General features: G+C 74.4%; 19 protein-coding genes. 5 read left to right on the forward strand and 14 right to left on the reverse strand.

The features are described from left to right. The 5 genes from ligD to ACWEGE_RS14305 are packed head-to-tail and all read right to left on the reverse strand — an operon-like array spanning window position 1 to window position 2,723. Window positions 1-1,578, reverse strand: a complete 1,578-nt coding sequence (gene ligD, locus ACWEGE_RS14285; RefSeq protein ID WP_449660872.1) for a non-homologous end-joining DNA ligase — start codon at window positions 1,576-1,578, stop codon at window positions 1-3. A gap of 17 nt (window positions 1,579-1,595) precedes the next feature. After that, entirely contained in the window at window positions 1,596-1,730 is a 135-nt protein-coding gene (locus tag ACWEGE_RS14290; RefSeq protein WP_449660873.1) for a hypothetical protein, read from the reverse strand. After that, window positions 1,727-2,287, reverse strand: a complete 561-nt coding sequence (locus ACWEGE_RS14295) for a hemerythrin domain-containing protein (protein WP_449660874.1) — start codon at window positions 2,285-2,287, stop codon at window positions 1,727-1,729. The genes ACWEGE_RS14290 and ACWEGE_RS14295 overlap by 4 nt, the downstream gene beginning before the upstream one ends. Window positions 2,288-2,346: 59 nt before the next feature. Further along, window positions 2,347-2,523 (reverse strand): hypothetical protein, encoded by a 177-nt coding sequence (locus ACWEGE_RS14300; RefSeq protein WP_449660875.1) that lies wholly within the window; start codon window positions 2,521-2,523, stop codon window positions 2,347-2,349. After that, window positions 2,523-2,723, reverse strand: coding sequence for a hypothetical protein (locus tag ACWEGE_RS14305; protein WP_449660876.1), 201 nt, complete (start codon window positions 2,721-2,723; stop codon window positions 2,523-2,525). Before ACWEGE_RS14305 ends, ACWEGE_RS14300 begins: the two co-directional genes overlap by 1 nt. A 171-nt stretch (window positions 2,724-2,894) precedes the next feature. Here ACWEGE_RS14305 and ACWEGE_RS14310 point away from each other — a divergent pair, with 171 nt between their 5' ends. Beyond that, window positions 2,895-3,689, forward strand: coding sequence for a class I SAM-dependent methyltransferase (locus ACWEGE_RS14310; protein ID WP_449660877.1), 795 nt, complete (start codon window positions 2,895-2,897; stop codon window positions 3,687-3,689). Here the strand turns inward: ACWEGE_RS14310 and ACWEGE_RS14315 are convergent. From ACWEGE_RS14315 to ACWEGE_RS14335, 5 genes are read right to left on the reverse strand one after another with little or no spacing between them, the layout of a single operon-like run. After that, complete coding sequence (locus ACWEGE_RS14315; RefSeq protein WP_449660878.1) at window positions 3,673-4,065, reverse strand: hypothetical protein; 393 nt, start codon at window positions 4,063-4,065, stop codon at window positions 3,673-3,675. The genes ACWEGE_RS14310 and ACWEGE_RS14315 overlap by 17 nt on opposite strands. 8 nt (window positions 4,066-4,073) lie before the next feature. Continuing rightward, window positions 4,074-7,277 carry a WXG100 family type VII secretion target gene (locus ACWEGE_RS14320; protein WP_449660879.1) on the reverse strand — a complete coding sequence of 1,068 codons (3,204 nt, stop codon included), beginning with the start codon at window positions 7,275-7,277 and terminating at the stop codon, window positions 4,074-4,076. Continuing rightward, the gene (locus ACWEGE_RS14325) at window positions 7,277-7,594 is read right to left on the reverse strand and encodes a hypothetical protein (RefSeq protein ID WP_449660880.1); all 318 of its coding nucleotides are present in this window, start codon (window positions 7,592-7,594) and stop codon (window positions 7,277-7,279) included. Before ACWEGE_RS14325 ends, ACWEGE_RS14320 begins: the two co-directional genes overlap by 1 nt. Beyond that, window positions 7,591-7,866 (reverse strand): acyl carrier protein, encoded by a 276-nt coding sequence (locus ACWEGE_RS14330; protein WP_449660881.1) that lies wholly within the window; start codon window positions 7,864-7,866, stop codon window positions 7,591-7,593. The genes ACWEGE_RS14325 and ACWEGE_RS14330 overlap by 4 nt, the downstream gene beginning before the upstream one ends. Further along, a complete protein-coding gene (locus ACWEGE_RS14335; RefSeq protein ID WP_449660882.1) occupies window positions 7,847-9,487 on the reverse strand; it encodes a fatty acyl-AMP ligase in 1,641 nt (546 codons plus the stop codon). The genes ACWEGE_RS14330 and ACWEGE_RS14335 overlap by 20 nt, the downstream gene beginning before the upstream one ends. Before the next feature lie 69 nt (window positions 9,488-9,556). Here ACWEGE_RS14335 and ACWEGE_RS14340 point away from each other — a divergent pair, with 69 nt between their 5' ends. Next, window positions 9,557-10,036 (forward strand): DUF2087 domain-containing protein, encoded by a 480-nt coding sequence (locus ACWEGE_RS14340; RefSeq protein WP_449660883.1) that lies wholly within the window; start codon window positions 9,557-9,559, stop codon window positions 10,034-10,036. Here the strand turns inward: ACWEGE_RS14340 and ACWEGE_RS14345 are convergent. Together ACWEGE_RS14345 and ACWEGE_RS14350 are read right to left on the reverse strand one after the other, a co-directional pair. Then, window positions 10,000-10,968 carry a sigma-70 family RNA polymerase sigma factor gene (locus tag ACWEGE_RS14345; RefSeq protein ID WP_449660884.1) on the reverse strand — a complete coding sequence of 323 codons (969 nt, stop codon included), beginning with the start codon at window positions 10,966-10,968 and terminating at the stop codon, window positions 10,000-10,002. The two genes, ACWEGE_RS14340 and ACWEGE_RS14345, sit on opposite strands and share 37 nt — an antisense overlap. 76 nt (window positions 10,969-11,044) lie before the next feature. After that, window positions 11,045-11,560 carry a bifunctional nuclease family protein gene (locus tag ACWEGE_RS14350; protein WP_449660885.1) on the reverse strand — a complete coding sequence of 172 codons (516 nt, stop codon included), beginning with the start codon at window positions 11,558-11,560 and terminating at the stop codon, window positions 11,045-11,047. 164 nt (window positions 11,561-11,724) lie between these two features. On the opposite strand from ACWEGE_RS14350, the gene ACWEGE_RS14355 reads away from it, so the two are divergent. Next, the gene (locus tag ACWEGE_RS14355; protein WP_449660886.1) at window positions 11,725-12,198 is read left to right on the forward strand and encodes an SRPBCC family protein; all 474 of its coding nucleotides are present in this window, start codon (window positions 11,725-11,727) and stop codon (window positions 12,196-12,198) included. A 58-nt stretch (window positions 12,199-12,256) separates the two neighbouring features. Continuing rightward, window positions 12,257-13,690: an MFS transporter gene (locus ACWEGE_RS14360; protein ID WP_449660887.1), complete on the forward strand. Its 1,434-nt coding sequence runs from the start codon at window positions 12,257-12,259 to the stop codon at window positions 13,688-13,690. On the opposite strand, the gene pdxR is transcribed toward ACWEGE_RS14360, so the two are convergent. Further along, window positions 13,618-15,030 carry a MocR-like pyridoxine biosynthesis transcription factor PdxR gene (pdxR, locus tag ACWEGE_RS14365; protein WP_449660888.1) on the reverse strand — a complete coding sequence of 471 codons (1,413 nt, stop codon included), beginning with the start codon at window positions 15,028-15,030 and terminating at the stop codon, window positions 13,618-13,620. The two genes, ACWEGE_RS14360 and pdxR, sit on opposite strands and share 73 nt — an antisense overlap. Before the next feature lie 81 nt (window positions 15,031-15,111). Between pdxR and ACWEGE_RS14370 the strand changes: the two genes are divergently transcribed. Next, window positions 15,112-16,329 carry an MFS transporter gene (locus ACWEGE_RS14370; RefSeq protein ID WP_449660889.1) on the forward strand — a complete coding sequence of 406 codons (1,218 nt, stop codon included), beginning with the start codon at window positions 15,112-15,114 and terminating at the stop codon, window positions 16,327-16,329. Window positions 16,330-16,344: 15 nt separating this feature from the next. On the opposite strand, the gene ACWEGE_RS14375 is transcribed toward ACWEGE_RS14370, so the two are convergent. Continuing rightward, entirely contained in the window at window positions 16,345-17,160 is an 816-nt protein-coding gene (locus tag ACWEGE_RS14375) for a hypothetical protein (RefSeq protein ID WP_449660890.1), read from the reverse strand. Between the last annotated feature and the right edge of the window lie 9 nt (window positions 17,161-17,169).

Below are 17,169 nucleotides of genomic sequence, written 5' to 3' on the forward strand. Positions count from 1 at the left end.
CTACAGGCCGGGCAGCCGCTGCCGGAGCCCCAGGAGCGCCGAGAACGGGTCACCGCGCTCGGCCAGGCGGTCCGGGACGTCCCGGACCGTCCACCGGTCCGGCGCGAGCCGCGGGTCGTCCAGCTCGTCCCACTCCAGCGGCACCGAGACCGGCGCTCCGGGCCGCGGACGGACGCTGTAGGGCGCGACGAGCGTCTTGTTCAGCACGTTCTGCGTGTAGTCGAGCCGGGCGCGGCCGCGGCGCTTGTCCTTCGTCCAGGCCCAGCTGACCAGGTCGGGCAGCACCCGCCCGATCGTCTTCGACACCGTCTCGGCCCACGCGCGGGTCTCCTCGAAGGTGCAGTGCGGCGCGATCGGCACCCACACCTGGACGCCGCGCTGCCCGGTCACCTTGGGCCGCCCGGTGAGGCCGAGGTGCTCGAGCGCGGTGCGGTGCAGCCGCGCCAGGTCCAGGACCTCCTCGAACGTCGTCTCCGGGCCAGGGTCGATGTCGAACAGCACCCACGTCGGGTGGTCGACGTCGGCGGCGCGGGAGGTCCAGGCGTGCAGCTCCAGCGCGCCGTAGTTGGCCAGCCAGGCCAGCGTCGCGACGCTGTCGGCCACGGCGTACCGCCGGCTCTCCCCCGGCCCGGCGCGTTCGTTGTCCCAGGTGGTCAGCCAGTCCGGCGCGTGCCGCGGGAGTTCCTTCTGCCAGAAGCCGGGCTCGGTGACCCCCTGCGGGAACCGGTGGGTGTTCAGCGGGCGGCCGGCCAGGTACGGCAGCATCGCCGGGCCGACGGTGACGTAGTACCGGATGAGGTCGCGCTTGGTGACCGGCTCCCCGCCCCGGGCCGCGGGGAAGAGCACCTTGTCCAGGTTGGTCAGGGCCAGCTCGCGGCCCGCGACCGACCACCGGCCCTTGGCGCCCAGTGCGTCGAGCGCGGCCAGCTCGTCCTCGGTGGGGGCTTGCCAGCCGCCGACGGGCTCCTCCGCCTCCGCGGCCGGGCGGTCCCCGTGCCAGAGGGCGTCGGGCGCGGAGGCCACCTCCTCGTTGGTGCGGCCGCTCTTCACCGAGCGCGGGTGGTCTTCGGCGTCCCAGCCGGGCTGTGCGTGCTCGTCCTGCTTGTGCAGGAGGAACCACTGGTCCTTCTCGCCGCGGCCGGTGCGGACGAGGACGAACCGCCCGGCCAGCTTCTCGCCTTCGAGGTCGAAGTGCAGCGTCCCGGCCTCGATCGCGCGCGCCGGATCGGGCTCGACCGGCCGCCAGACGCCGCGGTCCCAGACGATGACGTCCCCGCCGCCGTACTCGCCGCGCGGGATGACACCCTCGAACCCGGCGTACTCGATCGGGTGATCTTCGACGTGCACGGCCAGCCGGCGGGCCTTCGGGTCCAGCGTGGGTCCCTTCGGCACCGCCCAGCTGACCAGCACGCCGTCGAGCTCGAGGCGGAAGTCGTAGTGCAGCCGGCGCGCGCGGTGCCGCTGCACCACGAACCGGTGACCGTCCGGGCCGGCGGCCCCGCCGGCCGGTTCCGCGGTGCGGTCGAAGTCGCGCATCTGCTGGTAGCGCCGCAGTTTGCGGCCCGGGTCCGCGGCCATGGTCCGGGTGTACTCCCTCAGTCCGGTGCCGACCAGGGCGGGTTCTTCTTCGCGAGCTCCTCGTACTCGGCGACCTCCTGCGGGGTCGGGTCGAGGCCCGCCTCCTCGGCGAATTCCTCCGGATCGGTGACGTCGTCCGCGGGCTCGGTCACGCTCGGCCTCCCAGCGCGCCGCGGATGAGGTCGCGCGCCCGGTCCACGATCGCCGCGGGCGGCCCCAGCAGCAGGTTCGCCTTCGCGCTCTCGACGCCGGGGTGCGGCCGGGTCGGCGCGGCCGCTTCGGCCACCTTGGCGGTGGCGGCCATCGCCCGCAGCCGCTCCGGCGGGCGGTGCGCCCGCAGCAGCGGGAACTCCTCGCGCTCTTCGTGCTCGGCGTGCGCGAGAACGTCTTCGCGCAGCTGGACGAGCAGGGTGTCGAAGCCGTCGGCCTCCGGGCCCATCTTCTGCAGCGTGGTCAGCAGTTCCTTGGCCCGGTGCTCCTCGCCCAGCCGGGCGTCGACGATCGGCCCCGCCGCCGCCTCCAGGTCGCGGATCTCCGGGTGCACGACCAGTTCCTCCGCCGTCTCGTGCACGGCCAGCAGCCGCACGAGGTCGTGGAACAGGTCCCGCCGCCGGTCGCCGTCCGCGGTTTCCAGCGCGGCGAACAGCTCGCGGATTTCGCGGTGCTGGCGCTGCAGCAGTTCGATGACGTCCTCTTCGTGCGCCGCCATGGACGGCTCCCTCCTGGCTCGGTGCTCGGTGGGAAGCGGCATTCCCCGTCCCGGACGGGTTACTCCTCGCGGCGAGCGACAGTGAGCCACAGCCCACCGAGGGCGGCGACGGCGAGACCGGTCACGGCCCACCACGACCCCCAGCCGAAGAAGGCGACGACGAGCCCGACGGCAAGCAGGACACCCCCGCCGACCGAGGCGGTGTCGTCACGGCCGGACCCGGCGGCGAAGGCCATCAGCCCACCCGCCCGTCGACGGCGGCCACCACGAGCGCGGCGCACCGGGCCACGGTCACGCCTCTTTCCTTGGCCATGGCGACCAGGGCGGCCTGCGCGGCCGGCCGGCTGAGTCCTTGCGCGGCAAGGACGTCCAGCGCCAGACCGACGACATCGCTGACGGGCGGGGTGACGGGTGGGGTGGCGGTGCGCACGGGCATCGGAAGACCTCCGGCTCATTCGGCGGCGAAACGAACGCGACCGGGTACCCCGCCGCGCCGGGTTTCACACCCTTCACCGAACCCGTCCGGGTGGTGCCCGTTCAACTCCCGGCGAGCCCTTTGCGAGCGCGCCGCCGGCCGGCCACGTCTCCGAGTCCCTACGCTCGGGACGTGACCGACGCGTGGGAATGGGACCCGTCCCTCTATTCGGGCAGCGCGCGCTACTACGCGCAGGGCCGCGTGGCGTATCCCGCCGAGCTCGCCACGGCCTTCGCCGCCGAACTCGGGCTGGACGGATCGGGACGGCTGCTCGACGTCGGCTGCGGCCCCGGATCGTTGACGCTGCCGCTGGCCGGCTCGTTCGCGGAGGCAGTCGGGCTGGACGCCGACGCCGACATGCTCGCCGAGGCGAGCCGGTACGCGGCCGAGGCGGGGATCGGGAACTGCCGGTGGGTGCACCGGCGCGCCGAGGAACTGCCCGCCGGGCTGGGCCGGTTCCGGCTGGTCACCTTCGCCCAGTCGTTCCACTGGTTCGACCGGCCCCGCGTCGCCGCCGCGGTGCGCGGCATGCTGACGCCGAACGGGGTCTGCGCCCACGTGCACGCGTCGACGCACGAGATCGTCCACCCCGCGATCCCGGAGCTGGTCCGCGCGTACCTCGGCCCGGTGCGGCGCGCGGGACGCGGTTCGCTGCCGGACGGCACCGCCGGCGGCGAGGCGGAGATCTACCGCGCGGCGGGCTTCCGGGGCCCCCGGCGGTTCGAGGTGCCGGGGCGGGTCGTGACCCGCACCGTCGACGAGGTCGTCGCCGGGGTGTTTTCGCTGTCGAGCTCGGCACCGCACCTGTTCGGCGCGCGGCGCGCCGAATTCGCAGCCGAGCTGCGGCGGCGGCTGGCCCCGGCGGAAACGTTCACCGTGCGGCTGCCCGAGCTCGCCGTCGACCTGTGGTTCACCACGGGTTGTTGAAGTCCTCGTCGTCCTCGACGGCGGCGCGGGGACGCCGGGCGGCGCGCGGCTCGTCCCGCCCGGGCCGCGACAGCGTAGCTCCCCCTGCCGGCCCCGGCGCCGGTTCGAACCCGCCCGGGCCGGGATACGCCTCCGCGTCGAAGGCGGAGGCCGGTTCCGCGTGCGACCGGTCGGTGCTCCAGCCGGACTTGGTCTTGCGCTGGGCCATCTCGCGGACGTGCTGGACGTACCGCTCGGCCGCCTGGACCTGCTTGGTCATGTACTCCTGCGACCGGGCCTTGATCTCCTCGCCCTGCTGCTCCCGCAGGGCACGGCGATCGGCCTGTTCGCGCACGAGGCCGTCGAGCTCGGCCTTCATCCCGGCGATGTCGGTCATGCGTCCTCCTACCACTTCCGGGCGGACGGCGGCTCTTCGTCGTCGAGGGAGCCGATGATCCGCCGCCCGGGCTCACCGAGGTTGTCGAAGACGGCGCCTTCGATGCGGTAGGCGGGGGAACGGCGTTCGGTGTCGCCGCCACCACCGCCGTGGGCGCCGCCCATGGCGCCCATGCCGGGCATGCCCCCCATCGACGAGCCTGCCGTGCCGGTGGCCCCGGGCGCCCCGGCCGCCGACGCGAACGCAGGCTGCGGCTGAGCGGGGCCGACGCCGGCGCCGGTGTGGGCACCGCCGGAGACGGGCGTGTCGCCGAGCCCGGCGGCGGCCGGGTCGAAGCCCGCGCCGGAGAAGCCGGGTCCGCCGTGCGAGCCGCCGCCGATGCCGGCGGGGTGGGCGCCACCGCCACCGCCGCCGTGCGAACCGCCGCCCTCGGGCGAGCCCGGGGCGCCGTGCGAGCCGCCGCTGTGGTCCGAGCCGCCGTGGTCGGAGCCGCCGCCGTGATCCGAGCCGCCGTGGTCGGAGCCGCCGCCGTGGTGGGAGCCGTCCGGCGAGGTCGGGTCGCCGAAGTCACCGGCGTGGCGCGAGCCGTCCCCGCCGGGCGACGCGAGGTCCTCGAGGGTTCCCCGGTGGGTGGGCAGGTCGTCGAGCCGTTTCTCGGGCGTGTCGCCGAGCGCCCGGTCCGGCTTGTCCTCCTCGCCCAGGGTGTAGGTCGTCGGGGTGCCCTTGCCGTCGTCGACGGTCACCGTCGTCGGGCCGTCCGGGCCGTCGGGGCGCTCCGCGGTGATCTCGAGGTCGCCGTCGCGGATGTGGATCTTGCCGTCCGGGCCGGGGCGGTAGGTGTCCGTGTCCGTCCCTTGTGGACCGTCGGTGGGCTTGCCGTCGGACCAGTCGAGCTTGAAGTCCTTCGGGTCGCCCGGTCCGTCGCCGACCTTGATGTCCATCTTGCCGTCGTGGTCCGGCTCGGTCATCTCGAAGGTCTTGTCGCCCTGCTTGACCTTCAGGGTGTCCCGGTCGTCGTCGACGGGCTTGCCGTCCTCGCCGAGCAGGCCGTCGGGCTTGCCGCCGGGATCGGTCTCGATGCCCGGGCCGCCGAACTCCTTCAGCGCGTCCGCGGCCTCCTTCTTCGCTTCCTCGGCGGCCTGTTCGGCCTCGGCCTTGCCGTCTTCCCCGGAACCCGGACCCGAGCCCGACCCCGAGCCGGAACCCCCGCCCAGGCCGCCCGCGCCGTCACCGGAATCGGTCTGGATGCCCGGACCGCTGAACTCCTTCAAGGCGTCGGCGGCCTTCTTCTTGGCCGCCTCGGCCGCCGCGGCGGCGGCGTCCTGGCCGCTGTCGGACGGCGGCGGCACCGAAGAGGGTGCCGTGCTGTCGGATCCCGGACCCGAGCCACCGCCGGCGCCCGAGCCGGAACCCCCGCCCAGGCCGCCCGCGCCGTCACCGGAGTCGGTCTGGATGCCCGGACCGCTGAACTCCTTCAGCGCTTCGGCGGCCTTCTGCTTCGCCGCCTCGGCCTCCTGGGCCGCCCGCTGCTTGGCTTCTTCCGCCGCGGCCGCGCCGTCGTCCTGGCCGCCCGGCGAGCCGGAGCCGCCACCGGAACCCCCGCCCACGGAGCCACCGCCGGAGCCCCCGGACCCGTCCGGGATCGGCGGCACCGAGCCGCCACCGCCGGCACCCGAGCCGCCGCCCGAACCCGAACCGTCACCGGACCCCGCGCCGCTGGGCAGATCGATCCCGGAACCGCCACCGGTCCCCGAGCCGCCGCCCGGCGCACCGGACCCCGAACCGGTCTCCGGGATCGGCGGCACCGAGCCGCCACCGCCGCCGGCGCCCGAGCCCGAGCCCGAACCGCCACCGGACCCGCCCGAGCCTGCCCCGGCACCCGAGCCACCGCCGGACCCGCCCGAGCCGGCTCCGGCACCGGAACCACCCGGCCCGCCGCCGGCCCCGCCGGTCGTCCCCGGGCCGCCGCCACCGGGGCCACCGCCCGTGCCACCGGTCGTGGCGCCGGGCCCGCCCGGGCCGCCGGCCCCGGCCGTCGAAGCGCCCTCGAACTCGTTGCGGATCCCGCCCATCACCTTGTCGAGCGCGTCGTACGCCTGGTCGACGAGGTCCTTCGTGTCCTTGCAGGTCTTCGCGAACCCCTGGTACAGCCGGTCCCACATGTCGGGGTTGAACTGGTTCTGCACCCACTGCTTGGCCAGGTCCTGGCCGTGCTTCTTGATCTCGTCGCCGTCACAGCAGCCCTGGTCGTTGAGCGTCTTGACCAGGTTCGTGCCGAAGTTGAGGTCCATCCAGCCCGCGATCTGGGCCAGGTCCTTCTCGTTGCCGTGCTCGCCGTTGGCGACGGCGACGACCTTCTGCGCCATCGTGTAGTCGGCCTTGCCGACCAGGTCGGTGTACATCCCGATGACGGCGTCGGCCTTGCCCTTGCACAGCTGGAACACCGTGGTGGCGGTGTTCAGCGTCGCTTCGCTCGCGTTGCCGAGCGTCTGCGACAGCTTGGCGGCCTTCGGCTGGATCTTGTCGTTGTAGTTGTCCGACGCGGCGTCGGCACCCGCGCCGCTCCAGCTCTGGTACAGGGTGCTCAGCTGCGAGCCGGTGTCCTGCAGCGTCCGGTCGACCGTCTCCGAACCGCGCTTGAAGTGCCCGGCGTCGGCGACGAAGTCCGCGAAGCTGATCCCGCGCTGCTCGTCGAACGGCGCGCGGATGTCCTTGTCGAGGTCGAGCGCGCGGGTGTTGCCGCGGCAGTCGGCCGGGATCTTCGCCAGCAGGGACCCGAAGGTCTCGAACAGCTTGAGCGCGGGCGCGGCGGCGTCGAAGATCTCGTCGGAGGTCTTGGTCCCGCTGCCGCTGCCGCCGCTGCTGTCGGCGGCGGGCGGCTTGGTTTCGTCGAGCTTCTTCTTGCCGTCGTCGACGGCCTTCTTCTCCTGGTCCTCGTTGTAGCTGTTCTGGTCGCCGCTCTTCTTCGCCTTGTCGTAGGCATCGTCGACCGACTGGCCGGCGAACAGCGGGTTCGCGTTGTACGCGTTCGCGTACTTCTCGGCCTCCTGCCGCTTCTGCTTGATCTCGTCGGGCTCCTGGTCGGCCAGGAACGGCGGCGGTGGCGGGTTTTCGCGCAGCCAGCTGCTGATCAGCGCGCTCTTCTGCTCCGGCGGGACGCTCGGGTCGTCCAGGACCGCCTTGACGTCGGACCACTTCTTCTTCTCGGCCATCAGAGCGAGCCTCCGGCGTTCGTGATCGCGCCGGCCTGGTCGCCCTCGTTGGTGCCGTACTTCGAGCCCGCGGTGCCGAGGTTCGAGCCGAATGAGCCGAGGGTGGTGCTGTAGCCGGAGACCGCGGCCCACAGCGCCTGCGCGCCGGCGGTGTACTTGGTCGCGTGCGTGCCGTGCGCCCGGCCGAACTTCTCCGCCGTCACCTGCGGTGTCTGCAGGTCCGGGTTGTCGTCCAGCAGGTTTTCCGCCAGGTCACCGATGGTCTTGGCCGCCGTCGACAACGCTTCGGTCGTCGCGGTGTACCCCCCGCCGCTCATTTCCGCGCCTCTCCTGAAGTTCGTCGAGTTCCCAGTGCTTCCGCCAGCACGTCGGCCACGGACCCCACGTCGGTGAACCGGTCGAGCCGGTCCAGGTCGATCGTCACCCCGTAATAGATCTCCAGCGCCGCCAGCAGCTTGATCCGGCCCTTCGAGTCGATGCCCAGCTCCTCCAGGGGCGCGTCGGGCTCGACGAGAGCCGGGTCGAGCCGGAAGGTGTCGCAGACGACCTTCGTGACCTCGGCGCGGTGATCACCCACGGAAGTCACCATAACGTGCCTTGGCGGCCGAACGGGCGACCTTGCCGCTCGATGTGCGCGGAAGTCCACCGGAAGGGACCAGACGTACCGCCCGCAGCGTGAGGCCGTGTTCGCGGGAGACCGCGCGCAGCACCGCCCGGGTCACCTCCCGGTCGTCGGCTTCGGCGCCCCGCACCCGCTCGGCCACCACCACCGCGCCCTCGCCGTCGGAGCCGGCGACGCCGAACGCGGCGACCCGGTCGCGGCGGATCGCCGGGTGGGCCTCGCCGGCGGCCGCTTCGATGTCCTGCGGGTGGAAGTTGCGGCCGTCGATGACGATGAGGTCCTTGAGCCTGCCGGTGACGTACAGGTCGCCGCGGTGCACGACGCCCAGGTCGCCGGTGCGCAGCCAGCCGCCGAGCCCGTCGAGCGTGGCGCCGAACGCGCCTGCGTCGCCGCGGCCCCAGTAGCCGTCGGCGACGTTCTCCCCGTGCACCCAGATCTCGCCGACCAGGCCTTCCGGCTGCTCCCGGCCGTCCTGGACGATCCGGACGAGCTGCCCGACCGGACGGCCGACCGACACGAGCTCCTGCCCGCCGTCGGTTTCGACGGCCCGGCCCTGCGCCAGGGCTTCGCGGTCGAACACCGCCCCGCGCGGGCCGTCGTCGCCCGCGCTGGCGACGTAGACCGTGGCTTCGGCGAGCCCGTACGACGGCCGGTGCGCTTCCGGCCGGAAGCCGCGCGGCCCGAACACCTCGTGGAAGCGCTCGATCGTGCGCGGCCGGACGGGTTCGCTGCCGTTGAGCGCGACCCGGACTCCCCCCAGGTCGAGGTCTTCGCCGGTGTCGGCGTCGGCGGCGAGGTCGTAGGCGAAGTTCGGGGCGGCGGTGAACACCGCCGGGTACGCCGCCAGCTGCCGCAGCCACCGCATCGGCCGGTGCACGAACTCGGCCGGGGCCATGAACACCGCCCGCCCGCCGGCGAAGACGGGCAGGCACAGCAGCTGGATCAGGCCCATGTCGTGGAAGAACGGGATCCAGCCGGCACAGGTGGTGCCCTCGTCGACGGCGTAGGCGAGGCTGCCCTGCCAGCAGGCGGCGACGATCGCGCGGTGCGGGATCACCGCGCCCGCCGGCTCGCGCGTCGAGCCGGAGGTGTACTGCAGGTAGGCCGGGCTGTCCGGGGTCACCGGCACCGGGTCGGCGCCCGGGCCGGTGAGCTCGTCGACCACCACGACGGGCTCGTGCGCCGGCAGCCGCGCCGCCTCGGCCGACGACGTCAGCCACACCCGCGCGTCCGCGTCGGCCAGGACGCCGGCGAGCCGGTCCGCCTGCGCGGGGTTCGCGGGAACCATCAGCGGGACGGCGACCAGCCCGGCGGCCAGCGCGCCGAAGAACGCGAGCGGGTAGGCGAGTTCCTGGCCCGCGAGGATCGCGACGCGCTCTCCCGGCGCCGCCACCCGGCGCAGCTCGCCCGCCACCACGCGGACCCGGGCGGCGAACTCCGCCCACGTCAGCGTGTGTTCGACGCCGCGGGTGTGGTCCTGGTGGGTGAACAGCGGACGGTCTTCGCCGGCGCGGGCGAACAGGTGCTCGACGATCGAGGTGCGCAGCACCGCCTCGGGCACGGTCACCGGCGCGGTCGGACGGGGCACGCCGGGCAACCTACCGGCTTCCGGAAACCGGGTTCACCCCCGGGGCGAGCGCGGGTACGGTCGCAGGCCATGGCCGTACCGGAAGCGCTGGTCGCCGCTCTCGCGGACGAGGACCGGCTGCAGCTCTTCGCGCGCATCTGCACCGCCCCGGACGGGCTCGAGGCGTCCGGCGCTCCGGCCAAGCTCGTGAAGCGGCTGGTCGACGCGGGGCTCGTCACCGAGGCCGGTGGCCGCTACCGGGCCGTGCCGCCGGTGTTCCGCGACGCGCTCGGCAAGGCCCCGGTGGATCCGCTCGACGCACTCTTCCGCCGCGGACGGCTCGGGTCGATCCCGCACTCGGGCAAGCGCCGGCAGCTGCTGCTGGCCCACCTCGCCGAGCGCTTCGAGCCCGGCCGGCTCTACACCGAGCAGGACGTCCGCGAGAAGCTCTCGATGGTCCACGACGACCACGCGACGCTGCGCCGCTACCTCGTCGACGACGGCCTGCTGCAGCGCAGCAACGACGGCAGCAGCTACGGGCGTCCGTCGGAAGCCCGCGCCGCCGGCTGAGCCGCCGGGAGGTCGAACAGCGCCAGGACACCCGCGTCGGCGAACACGACGTTGTGCGCGACCCGCCCGGCCCGCACGGTGAACACCTGCAGGGTGTGCAGCCGGAACCCGCCGGTGTCGTCGCGGCAGTAGGCCGCGAGCGCCGGCCGCCCGTTGGCGGCCGTGCGCGTCATGCGCCACTGGTGGCCGCGCATGCCGAACAGCCGGTCCAGGAAGCGGCCGTAGTCGTCGCGCCCGCGGAACCACAGCGGCACCGGCGGCATCTCCATCACGACGTCGTCGGTGAGCAGTTCGACCAGGCCGGCGACGTCGGCGCGCTCGAACGCCCGCAGGTAGCGGTCCAGCACCGCTTCGACCGCGGTGTCGTCCGGCTCGGGCACCTCGTCGGCCGACAGGCCGCCGAGGCCCGCGCGGGCGCGCTGCAGGGCGCTGTTGACCGCAGCCGGGGTCGTGTCGAGGAAGCCGGCCACCTCCGCCGCGCTGAACTCCAGGACGTCCCGCAGGATCAGCACCGCCCGCTGCTTCGGCGGCAGGGTCTGCATCGCCGCCAGCAGCGCCAGCCGGAGCGTGCCGCGGCGGGCCAGCGCCCGGCCGGGGTCGTCGAGGCGGGCGTCGGGGAACGGCTGCAGCCAGGGGATTTCGAACGACGGCGTCAGCGGCGCGGCCGGATCGTCGCTGGGCCCGCCGAGCCCGGACGGCAGCGGCCGCCGGGCCCGTCCTTCCAGCGCGGTCAGGCAGGCGTTGGTGGCGATGCGGTAGAGCCAGGTGCGCACCGAGGCGCGGGCCGGGTCGTAGCCCGCCCACGCCTTCCAGGCGCGCACCAGCGTCTCCTGCACCAGGTCCTCGGCCTCGTGGACCGAGCCGAGCATGCGGTAGCAGTGCGCCAGCAGCTCAGGCCGGTGCGGTTCGGTGCGCGTCGCGAAGTCCTGCATCATTCTCCCGTCGGACGGCTTCGGCAGGTATACCGGCGGCGCGGCCGGAATTCATCGCCTTCGGGAGAACCCTCTGCTACAGGTCGTCGAAGTCCTCGGGCCGCAGGCTGTCGAGCTCGGCGCGGAACCGCTCGACCTCCGCCTCGGCGTCGAGCACGTCGGCGGCCGGTCCTTCGGCCTCCTGCTCGACCTCGAGCTGCACGGACGCGACGTCCAGCACCTCTTCGGCGACGCGGATGGGCGCGCCCTGGCGCAGGCCGAGCGCGACGGCGTCGCTCGGGCGGGCCGAGACGCGGGTGCCGGAGGCGAGCACGAGGTCGGCGTAGAAGATGCCGTCCCGCACTTCGGTGAGCTCGACCGCGGCGAGGCCCTGGCCGAACGCCGCGAGCACGTCGCCGAGCAGCTCGATCGTGCCCGGGCGCGGCTGCGCGATCTGCTCCCGCGCCCGCACGAGGGCCTCGGCCTCGCCGTACCCGATCATGATAGCCAGCCAGCGGCGCGCTCCCGCCGGCTCGCGCAGCAGCATCAGGGGTGCCTCACCGGGGACCGGAACGGCCATTCCCACCACTTCGATCGGGATCACGCCGACCACCGCACCCTCCGTGTCGTGGGGAGTCGTCCTTCGCGCGCGTAGTACCCATTACCGGAGGTTCGCAACCCGATCCGGCGACCGGGTTTCCGCGGCGGGCTCTTCTCGGCTGCGGACTGCGCCCCGGCGCCTTGCCGGGCCCCGGCGGCCGCTGTCACCGTCGAGGGGTGGAACCGACGATTTCGCGCAGTGTGACCGTCCCCGCCGACCCGGGCACGGTGTGGTCGTGGGTCACCGACCTGCCGCGGATGGGCGAGCTGAGCCCGGAGAACGTCGGCGGCCGCTGGCTCGACGGCACCGGGCCCGACCTCGGCGCACGGTTCCGCGGCCGCAACCGCAACGGCGAGTTGCAGTGGTGGACGCGGGTGCGGGTGGTCGCGTTCGAGCCGGGCCGCCGGTTCGCCTTCGACGTGCGCACGCCGTTCGGTTCGCGGGTTTCGCGCTGGGAGTACGTGCTGGCGCCGGCCGGCGGCGGCTGCGTCGTCACCGAGAACTGGTACCGCATCGGCAGCTGGGTGGTGCGGAAGTTCATGGGGCCGCGGGTCACCGGCCGCGCCGACCGGCCCGGGTACAACGTCCGGTCGATCGAGCACACCCTCGCGGCGCTGAAGGCCAGGGCCGAGGAGCGCGCCGCCGCCTGAGTCCCTTGTCGAAACCCACTCTGTCCAGCTAGGTTGCTTTATCGAACCTAGGAGGACCATGACCGACACCCCGCCGAAGCCCGGCCTCGTGCTGCTCGTCGCCTCGACGGCGGCGTTCCTGGCGAGCCTGGACACGTTCATCGTCACGATCGCCTTCCCCGGCATCCGCGCCGCGTTCCCCGGCGACGACCTGGCGAGCCTGTCCTGGGTGCTCAACGGCTACACGGTGCTCTTCGCGGCCTGCCTCGCCCCGGCGGGACGGCTCGCCGACCGGTACGGCCGCAAGCGGCTGTTCCTGCTCGGCGTCGCGGTGTTCACGCTCGCCTCGGCCGCCTGCGCGGCCGCGCCGTCGATCGGCGTGCTGGTCGCCTTCCGCGCGGTCCAGGCGATCGGCGCGGCGCTGGTCATGCCGACGTCGCTGGCGCTGCTGCTGACGGCGTTCCCGCCGCACCGCCGTCCGGTCGCGGTCGGGGTCTGGGCGTCGGTCGGCGCGGCGGCCGCGGCGCTCGGGCCGCCGCTCGGCGGCCTGCTCGTCGAGGCGTCCTGGCGCTGGGTGTTCCTGGTCAACCTGCCGATCTGCGCGGTGACGCTGCTGGCCGGGCCGCGCGTGCTGCGCGAGTCGCGGGACACCACCACCGGCGTCCCGGACGTCCTGGGTGCGGCGGGGCTGCTGGTGGGTGTCGGGGCGTTGGCGTACGCGCTGGTCGAAGCGCCCGATCGCGGCTGGGGCGCGCAGCCGGTGCTGCCGGCGTTCGCGGTGGCCGCCGTCGCGCTGGCCTGGGTCCCGCTGCGCTCGGCCCGTCACCCGGTGCCGGTGCTGGACCTGCCGGCTCTTCGCGTTCCGACGCTGTGGCTGGCCTGCCTGACGACCGGCGTGTTCGCGGCCGGGTTCGCGGCGATGCTGTTCGGCAACGTGCTGTTCCTGACCTCGGTCTGGCACGACTCGATCCTGGTGGCCGGGCTGTCACTGGCACCCGGCCCGCTGGTGGTGGTGCCGGTGTCGGTCCTCGGCGGCCGGTTCGTGCACCGCTTCGGGCCGGGCCCGGTGGTCGCCCTCGGCGGCGTCGCGTTCGGGGCGGGCGTGCTGATCTGGTTGCTGCGCATGGGATCGGCGCCCGACTACACCGCGGCGATGCTGCCGGGCCAGCTGCTGACCGGCCTCGGCGTCGGGCTGATCCTGCCGAGCCTGTCGGGCGTGGTGGGCACGGTCCTGCCGCCGTCCCGCTGGGGCGCGGGCTCGTCGATGGTCAACACGGCCCGGCAGATCGGCACGGTCCTGGGCACCGCGGTGCTGATCGCGGTCTTCGCCGGGCCGCCGGACCTGGCGGACTTCCGCCGGGGCTGGCTGGTGATCCTGGCGACCGCGGCGGCGACCAGCGCCGGCGGCGTGCTGATCGCCGCACGGCGGCGGACGGACCACTACGCCGGGCCCCAGGCCTCGTCCAGCACCGCGAGCCCGGCGCCGATGCTCGCCGAGGGGATCGAGCCGTAGCCGAGGACCACGCCCTGGCGCGGGAAACCGCCGCAGAGGTCCGACAGCGTCTGGATCGCCGCCCCGGCCGCCGCCGCGCGGGCCGCGATCGGCTCCAGGTCCGTCTCGTCTTCGGCCAGCGCGCACAGGTGCAGCCCCGCCGCCGAGGGGACCACGCGCAAGCGGCCGGCGAAGATCCGGTCCAACGCCGTCGTGATGCGCTCGTGGCGGTCCGCGTACACCTTCGTCGCGCGGCGCAGGTGGCGGGCGAACAGGCCGTCGTCGACGAACCCGGCCAGCGCGGCCTGCGCGGGCAGGTCGCCGTGCCAGCCCGACAGCTGCCGGGCGTGGTGCAGGGCGTCGCGCAACGAGGCCGGGGCGATCAGGAAACCCAGGCGCAGCATGGGGAGCAGCGTCTTCGAGAACGAGCCGACGTAGGCCACCCGGCCGTCGCGGTCCAGGCTCTGCAGGGGTTCCAGCGGCCGGTCGGAGAACCGGAATTCGCTGTCGTAGTCGTCCTCGACGACGACCGCGCCGGTGCGGCCCGCCCACGCCAGCAACGCCGTGCGCCGGGCGAGGGACATCGCGGTGCCGAGCGGGAACTGGTGCGAAGGCGTGACGTACACCAGTTTCGTGCCCGGCGGCAGCGCGGCGACGTCGAGCCCTTCGCCGTCCACCGGCACGCCGACGACTTCGGCGCCGTGCGAGGCGAAGAGCAGCTTCGCCATCCGGTAGCCCGGCTCCTCGACCGCGACGCGGTCGCCGGGTTCGAGCAGCACGCGGCACAGGAGGTCCAGTGCCTGCTGGGCACCTTGGGTGACGAGCACGTCGTCGGCGCCGGCGCGGACCGAGCGGGAGACGCCGACGTGCCGGGCGATCGCCGCCCGCAGCCCGGGGTGGCCGCCGGGCTCGGCGTAGTGCGCGAACCCGGCGGCGTCCCGGAGCTCCCGCGCGAGCAGGCGCCGCCAGGTGTCCAGCGGGAACAGCGTGGCGTCGGGGATGCCGACGCGGAAGTCGAACACCGGCTCGGGCGTCGCGGCGGCCGGGGACGGGAGCGATCGCCACACCGCCTTCGGCCGCGGCCCCCGCTCCGACGGCGCCCGGCGCGGCTTCGGCGCCGGGAGTTCCGCGCTGACGTAGGTGCCGGCGCCGACGCGGCCGGTGAGGAAACCGTCGGCGGTGAGGCGGTCGTAGGCGACCGCGACGGTGTTGCGCGAAACGGCCAGGCGCCGGGCCAGCTCCCGCGTCGGCGGCAGCCGCTCCCCCGCGCGCAGCCTGCCGTCCAGGACGGCGTCGCGCAGCTGGCGGTAGATGCGGACGCTGAGGTCGCCACGGCCGGCCAGGCTGACGTGGAAGTCCATCCGGGGAGCCTACATTGGCCCAATTTTATACTCCGGAATTGGATCTGGGATCGGGCCAAATCTCGCCCTAGCGTTCTTCCCATGAAAGCGCTTCTCGACCAGCCTCTCGAGCGTCCGCAGGCCCGGCGGACCGGCCGCCTGCTCGCCACCGCCCAGCTGGTCGCCTCGCTCGGCGACGGGGCGTTCCTGACCTGCTCGGTGCTGTTCTTCACCCGGATCGCCGGGCTGACCCCGGCGCAGGTCGGGCTCGGGCTCACGCTCGGCTGGGCCGTGGGCTCGGTCGCGGGCGTGCCGCTCGGGCACCTCGCCGACCGCCACGGCGCCCGCGGCTCGACGGTGCTGCTGGCGCTGGCGACGGGCACGGCGATCCTCGCGTTCCTCGTCGTCCGCTCGCCGGTCGCGTTCGTCCTGGCGGCGTGCCTCTACGGCAGCTGCCAGACCGGGCTGGCCGCGGTCCGCCAGGCGCTCCTGGCCGCCCTCGCCGACCCGCAGCGGCGGACGCGCGTCCGGGCGCACCTGCAGTCGGCGGGCAACGCCGGGCTCGCCGTGGGGGCCGGGCTGGGCGGCCTCGCGCTGTCGGCCGACACGGCGTCGGCGTACCTGACGGTCTTCGTCCTCGACGCGGCGGCCTTCGCGGTGACGGCGGCGCTGCTGCACGCGCTCCCACCGGTCCCTCCGGCCTCCGCGCGCCCGGGAGCCCCGAAGCCCGCGGTGCTGCGCGACCGGCCCTACGCGCTGGTGACGCTGCTCAACGCGGTCCTGCTGCTGCGGATGCCGCTGCTGAGCGTCGCGATCCCGCTGTGGATCGTCGAGCGCACCGCGGCGCCGGGCTGGACGGTGTCGGCGCTGTTCGTGCTCAACACGGTCGTGGTGGTGCTGCTGCAGGTCCGCGTCGCGGGCCGGCCGGCCTCGATCGGCTCGGCGGCGCGGATGGTGCGCCGGTCGGGCGTGGTGCTCCTGGTGTCGTGCGTCGTGTTCGCGGCATCGGCGCTGGGGGCGTCGCCGTCGGTGGCGTTCGCGGTGCTCGTCGCCGGGGCACTGGTGCAGGTGCTCGGCGAGATGCTCCAGTCGGCGGGCTCGTGGGAGATCGGCTTCGCGCTGGCTCCGGCCGACCGGCAGGGCGAGTACCAGGGGTTCTTCGGCAGCGGGATCTCGGTGGCGCGGGCGATCGGGCCGGCGCTGCTCGGCACGGTCGTGATCGGCTGGGGTTTCGCGGGCTGGCTCGCGCTGGGCGCGCTGTTCCTGGCGGCGGGCTGGGCGATGGGCCCGGCGGTCCGCTGGGCCGCCGCCACCCGCTGACCCCAAGCCGGGCGGCTACTCGCTGACCTGGGCCGCGGCGGTCTGGTGCAGCGAAAGGTCCTGGCCCGCCGCGGAATCGTCGGCCCAGGCGCCCGACTCCGCCGTCCAGGTGCGGCCGGCGAAGCTGACCTTGTCCACGCCCAGCGCCTCCGCCCGGCCGACCAGCCAGGTCGCGTACGTCCAGCCCTGAGCCGCCGGGTGGGCGCCGCTCAGGCCGGCCGTGCCCAGCTCCGCCGTCGCCGCGCCGGCGACGTCCGCGGGGGCCGCGAGGGTCAGGTTCCGGCAGGTCAGCGTGGCCGGGAACTGCCCGTTGAACGCCGCCGCCATGGCGCGGGACTGCGGCTCCCACTGCGCGTACGCGTCCGGGACGCCGGAGCGCTGGACCGCCTGGGCGGCCTCGGTGATCGGCAGCGTTTCCCAGTTCGGCAGCTTCTCGAGCTTCTCGTAGAACTCCGTCGCCGCGTACACCGGGTCGCGCAGCTGGGCGATCGTGCCCCAGCCCTGGCTGGGCCGCTGCTGGAACAGCCCGACCGAGTCGCGGTCACCACCCTCGAGGTTGCGCAGCTTCGACTCCTGCAGCGCGGTGGCCAGCGCGACCGTCGCCGCGTGGGCGGGCAGCCCCAGCTTGGTGCCGACCGCCGAAATCGTGGCGGCGTTGTTCATCTGCTCCGGGGTGAACGTGTAGGCGGTCGCGTCGCCCCCCGGCAGCGCCACCGTGCACCCCGGCGTCTTGACCGAGCCGCGCGTCAGCGCCACCACCACGACGATCCCCGCGACCAGCACGATGACCGCGCCCAGGACCATGGCCACCTTCAGGCCACAACCGCGCACCCTGCCTCC

The sequence above is a fragment of the Amycolatopsis sp. NPDC004747 genome (genome assembly GCF_053601335.1).